We start from the raw sequence: 8,507 nt of genomic DNA, 5'->3' as shown, positions 1-8,507 counted from the left end.
AGAAAAACTGAAATTGAATCATTATTTATATAATTCTATGCTGTGGTAGTCCGATATTAAAAGAAAAGCCCAACCGAAGTTGAGCTTTTCATATAACAGATGCTGAAATGAATTAAATATCCCATTCCACAAAGTTTTTCAGCAATTGCAGACCCGCAGTATGGCTCTTTTCAGGGTGGAACTGGGTCGCAAACAGGTTTTCTTGGTGCAGTGCAGTACAGAACTGGATGCCATAATCACAGGTGGCTGCCACAATGCTACTGTCTTTCGGTTCGACATAGAAGCTATGTACGAAGTAGAAACGCGCATCTTGTTCAATGTTGTTCCACATTGGATGGCTCGGATCGGCTTGATGAACCTGATTCCAGCCCATGTGCGGCACTTTTAAACCTTGCATTGTTGGGAAGTGTTTGACTTCACCTTCAAAAATACCCAATGCGTCTGCACCACCATTTTCTTCAGAATGCTGCATCAATGCCTGCATGCCGACGCAAATGGCCAAAACAGGTTTGTTAAAAGCGGCTTTACGTACCACTTCATCAATACCAGCTTCATGCATGCCTTGCATGCAGTCACGCATGGCACCCACACCCGGGAAGACAATTTTATCCGCTTGGGCAATCAGTTTCGGATCATTGGTGACATCCACCGTCGCACCGACATGTTCTAACGCTTTTGCCGCCGAGTGCAAATTGCCCATACCATAGTCAAGAAGTGCAATACGCGTCATTACAAACTTCCTTTGGTTGAGGCAATGGTATTGGCTGCGCGAGGGTCAATTTCACACGCCATACGTAGTGCACGAGCAAAAGCCTTGAACACACTTTCAATCTGGTGGTGGCTATTTTTACCTTTAAGGTTGTCAATGTGCACCGTCATGAGCGCATGATTAACGAAACCTTGGAAGAATTCTGAGAATAAATCCACATCAAAACGACCAATCATGGCGCGTGTGAACGGAATATCCATAAACAAACCTGGACGACCCGATAGGTCGACCACAGCACGGCTTAAAGATTCATCCAGTGGCGCATAAAAATGACCATAACGACGTAAACCTTTTTTATCACCCAATGCTTGGGCAAAAGCCTGACCCAGGGTAATACCACAGTCTTCTACGGTATGGTGATCATCAATTTCCAAGTCGCCATCACAATGGATATCGATATCAAATAGTCCATGCCGCTTGATTTGATCAATCATATGGTCTAAAAAAGGAACTCCAGTGTTTAAAGTGCCTTGACCTGTACCATCGAGATTTAAACGAACTCGAATTTTGGTTTCGTTGGTATTTCTTACCACTTCACTGATACGTTCTGTCATAGACACGTTCCTCAAAAACGTCAAAAATGATTGATGTAAACTGTTTTTCGCCGTGACGAAATCACCGCATATTAGATTGCTCAGGAGGGTTTATCAATGCCTATCACCGTACATGCTTATACTTCACTAGAAAATGAAGAAATTCGCAGCCAGCTTGAGCGACTGTATGACACCAGCCCAGAATTTGGTGACGGGCAAGATGCCATTGAACAACTTGAGCAAAACTTAGCTCAGTATACCCTAGTTTACACCGCAGAATTTAATACCAAAGTGATTGGTGCAATTTGGTGTACAGGGCAGGGTGAAAGTAAAACCCTTGAATATATTGTGGTCCATCCTGCCAATCGCGGACGTGGCGTTGCGGAGCGCTTGGTGGCAGAAGTGTGCCGTATGGAAGAAGCCAAAGGCGTGAAGGTGTTTGAGCCGGGGTGCGGCGCTATTCACCGTTGTTTGGCGCATTTAAATAAATTGCCGAGTTAACTGGAAAAGTTGCGTCCGTGCAGATGCTCTAGTCTGTCTTCGCATTCCATATAAGCAGCAGTGATGCTGCTTTTTCTTTTGAAGATTCCACTCTAATGCCATGCAAAGTTAAAGCGTTTCACTAAGATAGAATTTAAGCTTTGATGAAAAAGCAATCATTTGATACAAAAATAATAAAAAGCCGCTTGACTGCTGTATCTTAAAGCGCTTTAATACGCCCCATCGGCGTGATAGCTCAGTAGGTAGAGCAACGGATTGAAAATCCGTGTGTCCCCAGTTCGATCCTGGGTCTCGCCACCATATATTTTAAAACCAAATTTGTGTTTTCAATCCCTGATCCCATCAGGGATTTTTTTTGGGTAAAAAATATTCAAACGATTAAAATAATTAGAATTAGCATTGACTATTTACCTCAGATACGGCTTAATACACGGCATCGGCGTGATAGCTCAGTAGGTAGAGCAACGGATTGAAAATCCGTGTGTCCCCAGTTCGATCCTGGGTCTCGCCACCATATTCAAAAAACCCCAAACATTATTTGGGGTTTTTTTATACCCAAAGAAAAGTCATGCGATACAATTTAAATAAGCAAACATGACAATAACAACAGGGCGGGATTTGCAGCATGAATAAGGATTTATTTTCTGAGCACAGTCAGCGTTATCAACAGGCACGCCCGCAATATTCGACAGAAATTCTAGAGGCTATTTTGGCTTATGTCCCTGAACGAGCATTGGCTTGGGACTGTGGGGCAGGTTCAGGGCAGTTTACCCAGTTACTTGCGCCTCATTTCGCGCAGGTGCTTGCAACAGACCTGAGCGAGCAACAACTCCAGCATGCCCCTTACTTTGCGAATGTACGCTATTTACATGCAACTGTCGAACATAGCTTGCTTGCAAGCACTTCGGTAGATTTGGTTTGTGTGGCACAAGCAATCCACTGGTTCGACTTTACTGCGTTCTATACCGAAGTGAAGCGCGTGCTAAAGCCGAATGGCGTCATTGCCGTGATTGGTTATGGCCTGATCCAATTGCAAGATGCTGAAGTGCAACAGGCGCTAGATCAGCTCTATTTTGAAACGCTAAAAGGTTATTGGGATCCAGAGCGGCGTTATATCGATGAGCACTATCAAACGATCCCTTTTCCTTTTCAGGAATTAACGGTGCCAGCTTTAGCCTTGAATTACACATGGAGCAGCGTGCAAGTGTTGCAGTATCTCGCCACATGGTCGGGCTTGCAGCATTACCAGCGTGCTCAGCAGCATGATCCCTTGCATGAGCTACGTGAGCTGTTAGCAGCGAAAGGCAATCCTATGCTAAGCCTGAGCTTCCCAGTTCTGTTACGGCTTGGGCGTCTAGAGTGAGGATAAGCTTTGTTGGAATGGATTCAGTCGAACGTGCCGTTTATTGATGATTTAAATGCGTGGCTTTACGTGGAAGCAACTGTTTAAATTTTACCCGAGTTTTAAAATATAAAGGGTAGAAATTTTAATGGAAATTTTGCCATGTATTTCTCTCCCACCGTATCCAGTGCACTGGTTTTGAGCGCACTGTTGATGAGTCACGGCTATGCCAAAGACACTTATGATCTCTCCGCATTAACAGAACAAGATTTACGTGTAGCAACGGGGGATATTCAATCCCAACCTGATCACGGTAGACAGCAAATTTTTGAGCATTATTTAATGAAGCTAGAAGTTGCAGCACTGCAATCTCCTTTGATTGATAGTGCGTGCACTTCGCAGGAAATTTTGCCACCGCAGCAGATTCCAGATTTTGATTTACCGCTGCCAATTTTGTTGCAGGTCTATTCAATTGCGGAAGGCTTACAGTCGGATGATCCTCGGCTGGGGCTTTATCGCATGATTGATCCTGTAGTAAATCCGAATAGTTCTTTACAACATACCCAGCCGATCTCGCAAATTCAGTTGAATCTTGGTGTGGTTTCAATGGGAACTGTAGAACAGCGAATGAATGTGGATGGTTTAGTGAAGCTATTTTCGTTGACTTCACACTAAGTGCATAAAAAAACGCCCCATGCGGGGCGTTTTTTTAACTGATCTGCTTAAGCAGATTTTGCTTCAGCTTGAGTTGCAAGCATGTGACCAGTTTCTTCGAAGTTAGAGTGCCAAGAAAGCGCTTCACGAAGTAAGTGTGGCGTATGGCCGCCTTTTGCACATGAACGGTCAAAGTAGTCGTTTAACGCGTCACGGTACATTGGGTGTGCACAGTTATCGATAATCGCACGCGCACGCTCACGTGGAGCTAAACCACGAAGATCTGCAAGACCTTGTTCAGTCACAAGGATGTCGACATCGTGTTCTGCATGGTCAACGTGTGACGCAAATGGAACAACTGAAGAAATGTCACCACCTTTCGCAATCGATTTGGTTACAAAGATTGCCAAGTGTGCATTACGTGCGAAGTCACCTGAACCACCGATACCGTTCATCATTTTGGTGCCGCAAACGTGAGTTGAGTTCACGTTACCGTAAATATCAAACTCAAGTGCAGTGTTAATCCCGATAATGCCTAAACGACGTACCAATTCTGGGTGGTTCGAAATTTCTTGTGGGCGAAGTACCAATTTGTCTTTGTAAGCTTCAAGGTTGTTAAATACTTTCTCGCCGTATTTTGCAGAAAGAGTAATTGAAGAACCTGATGCAAAAATCATTTTGCCTGCATCAATCAATTCAAACGTACAGTCTTGTAGGACTTCTGAGTACATGATCAAGTCTTCGAAGTTTGAATCTTTCAAACCAGTCAATACTGCGTTTGCGATTGAACCGATACCTGCTTGAAGTGGACCTAAGTTCTTCGGTAAACGCTCTTCAGCAACTTCTTTTTCGAAGAATGCGATCAAGTGGTTAGCAATTGATTGAGTCTCATCATCTGGAGGAGTTACGGTTGATGGAGAGTCATGTAATTCGCTGTTAAATACGATACCTACGATTTTAGAAGGATCGATGTTGATCGCAGTTGTACCAATACGCTCATCCACTTGAGTTAATGGAATTGGTTGGCGTGTTGGGCGATAGGTTGGAATATAGATGTCGTGTAAGCCTTCAAATGCTGGGCTTAAGTTGGTGTTGATTTCAACAATCACTTTCTCAGCAAAAATTGCAAAGCTTGCAGAGTTACCTACCGACGTTGTTGGAATAATGCCACCATCTTCAGTGATTGCGACCGCTTCGATCACGGCAACATCTGGCTTTTTCAACTGAAGGTTACGCATTTGCTCAACAGTTTCAGACAAATGCTGGTCAATGAACATCACTTCGCCATTGTTGATGGCTTTACGTAAAGTGTTGTCCACTTGGAATGGAAGACGACGCGCTAAAACACCCGCTTCAGTCAATTGTTTGTCAAGGTCATTACCCAGACTCGCACCCGTGATTAACGTAATTTTTAAAGGGTTGGTGTGAGCACGTTTTACTAAAGCCAATGGAACAGCTTTTGCTTCGCCTGCACGGGTAAAGCCACTCATACCTACGGTCATGCCGTCTTCGATGAATGCTGCAGCTTGTTCTGCGCTGATGACTTTGTCGTGAAGTGAAGCTAAACGAATGCGATCTAATGACATGGTTGACTCTCGTTGAAATCTTGAAACTGATAGGGATTGTACCCATCAGAAAAAGCATTTTGCATACCTGTTATGCTAAGGTCTAATTTTTTAGAAAAATGCGGGTATAACAAATTTTGATAATTTTTAATTAATTGATTTTATGAGGGATATTTCTTCAGAATTCGCTTAATTTTAAAGCTGACTGTACGGTTATTGATCAAAATTAGCGCAAAGTTTGTTACAAATGTCATGTTTTGAAGATCACAACGTCACGATACAGAAAAATTTAGATTAAAAAGAAGAGCAAATCATTTTCAATATGCTGGAAATTTCACTTAATTGCTGTTGAAGGATTGAGCAGGGGAGCCTTCTTGACGTTCCCTCTTATGAAAAGGTGAAGCTACACAGCATGGGCTATACAACATTCACCTTGGCAGAATCACTGCGTTTGTTAGAAGTGTTCGCTAATACTTTGTTTGAGTTTCTCAATTGGATTGCTGGTCGCGTGTTCTTCAGGTTCTTCTTGTGGTAATGGCAGTAAAATAATGGCTTCCAGTCCGCCTTGTTCACGGTTGTGAATCAGGAGTTTACCTTGGTGAATATCGACAATCCGTTTCACAATCGCGAGACCTAGGCCACTGCCTTGCACGGTTCGCGCGGCATTGCCACGGACAAACGGCTGCATCAATTCTTCAATCTGATCTTCTGGAATGCCTTCACCATTATCCGCCACACTGATCATAATATGTTCGCCTTCGACCCGAGCTGCCAATTCCACAGGCTCAGCTCCATAACGCTTAGAGTTATTGATTAAATTGCCAATCAGACGTTTCAGCGACAAACTGCGGGCTTGAATTAATGGCAATTCTTGCGGGCTAAAACGTATATCCAGTGGCTTAAACTGAATCACCAACTCTTGCAATAAGTTGTTGATGTCTGTGGCTTGCAGGACTTCATCTGATCCATCCCGCATGAACGAAATAAATTGATTCAGAATGGCATCCATATCTTCGACATCGTAGATTAAGCCCTCTTTTAAGAAGTCATCATCTGGCATCATTTCGGCACTGAGACGAATACGGGTCAGGGGCGTACGCAAGTCATGTGAAATCCCTGCCAACATTATGCGGCGATCACGCTCAGTCTGATCCAGCGTATAAATCATGTGGTTAAAGGCTTGGTTCACCTCACGAATCTCTTGAGGTCCATGATTGGTTTCTAAATAGGGTGCCGTACCAGTTTTACTGTAACTGTTTGCTGCATTTTGCAGGCGACGTAATGGACGGTTTAGCTGGCGAACAAGGGTGAGAATAATCACCGCAGAAATCAGTGGAACGCCAAACAGCCAGCCAAAAATCAGTTCCGGACTGTAATTGGCATAGGTTTTCAATGGTTCTCGCACCCAGTGCCCATTCATTTCGGGGGTTTGCACCCAAATTCTGGGACTTGGTTTAAACTGAAAATATACGGTGACGTCTTTGATATTTAATTCTTTGGCAAGCTGATGCTCAATGCGGTTGGTAAAGAAGTCGGCAATCAGTTTATCTTTGACGTTTGGATATTCATTAGGATCGGTGACATATTCAACCCCAACGCGTTGTTTGAGCCATTGGTCAATGTCGAGTTGAACATCATCGTGGTAAATCTTTAAGCGAGGGTTGTTGATCATTTCTAATTCAACGGCAAGAAATCTCGCGTGCTGTTGAATTTCAGGTAAATACAGGGTTTTCCAGAAGAACCATAACGACATAAATAAGCTAAAGAACACCACAAACAACACCAGTACCGTGGTGCGCATGGCAGCAGAGCGAGGCTTAATTTTATCGAAAAAACGTTCTGAAGAAGTGCGTTTCTTTTCAGAATAGGCGACAAAATCGGTAAATTCTTGCGGGTCGATCGGATCTAGTTTCACGGTAATTCCCCATAATTTAAGAACAGGGTTAAGTTTGTGCAGGGTCTTACTGTGATTAATTGAAATTCCAGTTTTAACCTTCAGTTCGACCTACTTTTGTTTTGGCAAAAGTAGGCAAAACCATTTCCATTCGCAAAACTCGACAGATACAAGCATTGATCTGAATTTTCGCAGAAACATTTTTATTTAAAATCTCCTGCCTCGAACAGTTGCGAATGGTTATGTCACGAAATTCTTAAACATGATTTAAGATATTTCTTTGAGTTTTAATTACTCAGCACCATCTGGAACAAAAACATAACCTACACCCCAAACCGTTTGAATATAACGGGCACGGGCAGGGTTTTCTTCAATCAGGCGACGTAAGCGAGAAACTTGTACGTCAATTGAACGCTCCATAGCCCCCCATTCACGTCCACGCGCTAAATTCATTAATTTGTCACGAGTGAGTGGTTCGCGCGGATGTTGTACGAGGGCTTTCAGTACTGCAAACTCACCCGTAGTCAGTGTAACCACTTGACCTTCACGCGTTAAAGTTCGGGTTGAAAGGTCTAATGACCAAGGTCCAAAGCTGACTACTTCCATTTGCTGACTTGGTGCACCAGGCACTTCGCGGACTTGACGACGCAACACTGCACGAATACGGGCTAACAATTCATTTGGGTTAAATGGCTTAGGTAAATAATCATCTGCACCCGCTTCTAAACCCGCAATACGGTCTGAATCGCTACCACGCGCGGTCAGCATAATAATAGGCGTATCAATATTTGAATGGCGCAAACGACGACAAATACTTAAACCATCTTCCACAGGAAGCATAAAATCGAGCACGATAAGTGAAAACAGTTCACGTTGAAGTAAGCGATCCATTTGAGTGGCATCGTGAGCCGTTTTCACCACGAAACCTTTATCTTCCAAGAATCGCTGTAATAGCGTACGTAAACGCACATCATCATCTACGACGAGAATGCGTTCAACGCGGTCAGTGTCTGCATGTACAACATCGCCATGTTCCGCAGGTACAACTAAACTCATGATGTGTGCTCCTTATTCTTTATTGTCATCGTATACGGGGTCAAGAGATCACAAGGAGTATACGATTCATTTATATCGATTTGCTATGTTCTAAAGCAACAAATATTGCAGATAAAATCAAGGCATAGATACCAAATATATACATCTAAAATAACGGATTAATGACTGATTTACTGTAGTTCTTTGCTTAATT

Annotated in this window: 8 protein-coding genes and 2 tRNA genes; 5 read left to right on the top strand and 5 right to left on the bottom strand. The window is 43.3% G+C overall.

Translation table 11 applies throughout. The features are described from left to right. Nucleotides 1–112: 112 nt before the first annotated feature. Both hisH and hisB read right to left on the bottom strand, forming a co-directional pair. On the bottom strand, nucleotides 113–730 hold the full coding sequence (hisH, locus tag ACWQ4X_RS12665; protein ID WP_374532074.1) for an imidazole glycerol phosphate synthase subunit HisH: 618 nt from the start codon (nucleotides 728–730) through the stop codon (nucleotides 113–115). Next, nucleotides 730–1,323, bottom strand: coding sequence for an imidazoleglycerol-phosphate dehydratase HisB (hisB, locus tag ACWQ4X_RS12660; protein WP_100241264.1), 594 nt, complete (start codon nucleotides 1,321–1,323; stop codon nucleotides 730–732). Before hisB ends, hisH begins: the two co-directional genes overlap by 1 nt. A 96-nt stretch (nucleotides 1,324–1,419) precedes the next feature. Here hisB and ACWQ4X_RS12655 point away from each other — a divergent pair, with 96 nt between their 5' ends. The 5 genes from ACWQ4X_RS12655 to ACWQ4X_RS12635 all read left to right on the top strand — a co-directional run bounded on the left by ACWQ4X_RS12655 (nucleotide 1,420) and on the right by ACWQ4X_RS12635 (nucleotide 3,820). Beyond that, entirely contained in the window at nucleotides 1,420–1,803 is a 384-nt protein-coding gene (locus ACWQ4X_RS12655) for a GNAT family N-acetyltransferase (RefSeq protein ID WP_100241265.1), read from the top strand. A 224-nt stretch (nucleotides 1,804–2,027) separates the two neighbouring features. Further along, nucleotides 2,028–2,103 (top strand) — tRNA-Phe (locus ACWQ4X_RS12650). Nucleotides 2,104–2,241: 138 nt separating this feature from the next. Next, nucleotides 2,242–2,317: transfer RNA gene (locus tag ACWQ4X_RS12645), tRNA-Phe, on the top strand. 111 nt (nucleotides 2,318–2,428) lie between these two features. After that, on the top strand, nucleotides 2,429–3,166 hold the full coding sequence (locus ACWQ4X_RS12640) for a class I SAM-dependent methyltransferase (protein ID WP_457903877.1): 738 nt from the start codon (nucleotides 2,429–2,431) through the stop codon (nucleotides 3,164–3,166). Nucleotides 3,167–3,307: 141 nt separating this feature from the next. Beyond that, nucleotides 3,308–3,820, top strand: a complete 513-nt coding sequence (locus ACWQ4X_RS12635; RefSeq protein WP_457903876.1) for a hypothetical protein — start codon at nucleotides 3,308–3,310, stop codon at nucleotides 3,818–3,820. Between the two features lie 47 nt (nucleotides 3,821–3,867). Here the strand turns inward: ACWQ4X_RS12635 and ACWQ4X_RS12630 are convergent, their stop codons facing one another. The 3 genes from ACWQ4X_RS12630 to ompR form a co-directional block, all read right to left on the bottom strand. Next, nucleotides 3,868–5,385, bottom strand: coding sequence for an acetyl-CoA hydrolase/transferase family protein (locus ACWQ4X_RS12630; protein ID WP_100241947.1), 1,518 nt, complete (start codon nucleotides 5,383–5,385; stop codon nucleotides 3,868–3,870). Between the two features lie 433 nt (nucleotides 5,386–5,818). After that, on the bottom strand, nucleotides 5,819–7,279 hold the full coding sequence (locus ACWQ4X_RS12625) for an ATP-binding protein (RefSeq protein ID WP_457903875.1): 1,461 nt from the start codon (nucleotides 7,277–7,279) through the stop codon (nucleotides 5,819–5,821). A gap of 270 nt (nucleotides 7,280–7,549) precedes the next feature. Next, nucleotides 7,550–8,314 (bottom strand): osmolarity response regulator transcription factor OmpR, encoded by a 765-nt coding sequence (gene ompR, locus ACWQ4X_RS12620; protein ID WP_016168735.1) that lies wholly within the window; start codon nucleotides 8,312–8,314, stop codon nucleotides 7,550–7,552. Between the last annotated feature and the right edge of the window lie 193 nt (nucleotides 8,315–8,507).

The organism is Acinetobacter sp. NigerLNRRAM0016, assembly GCF_054112845.1.
This window is presented reverse-complemented; position numbering and strand designations above follow the sequence as displayed.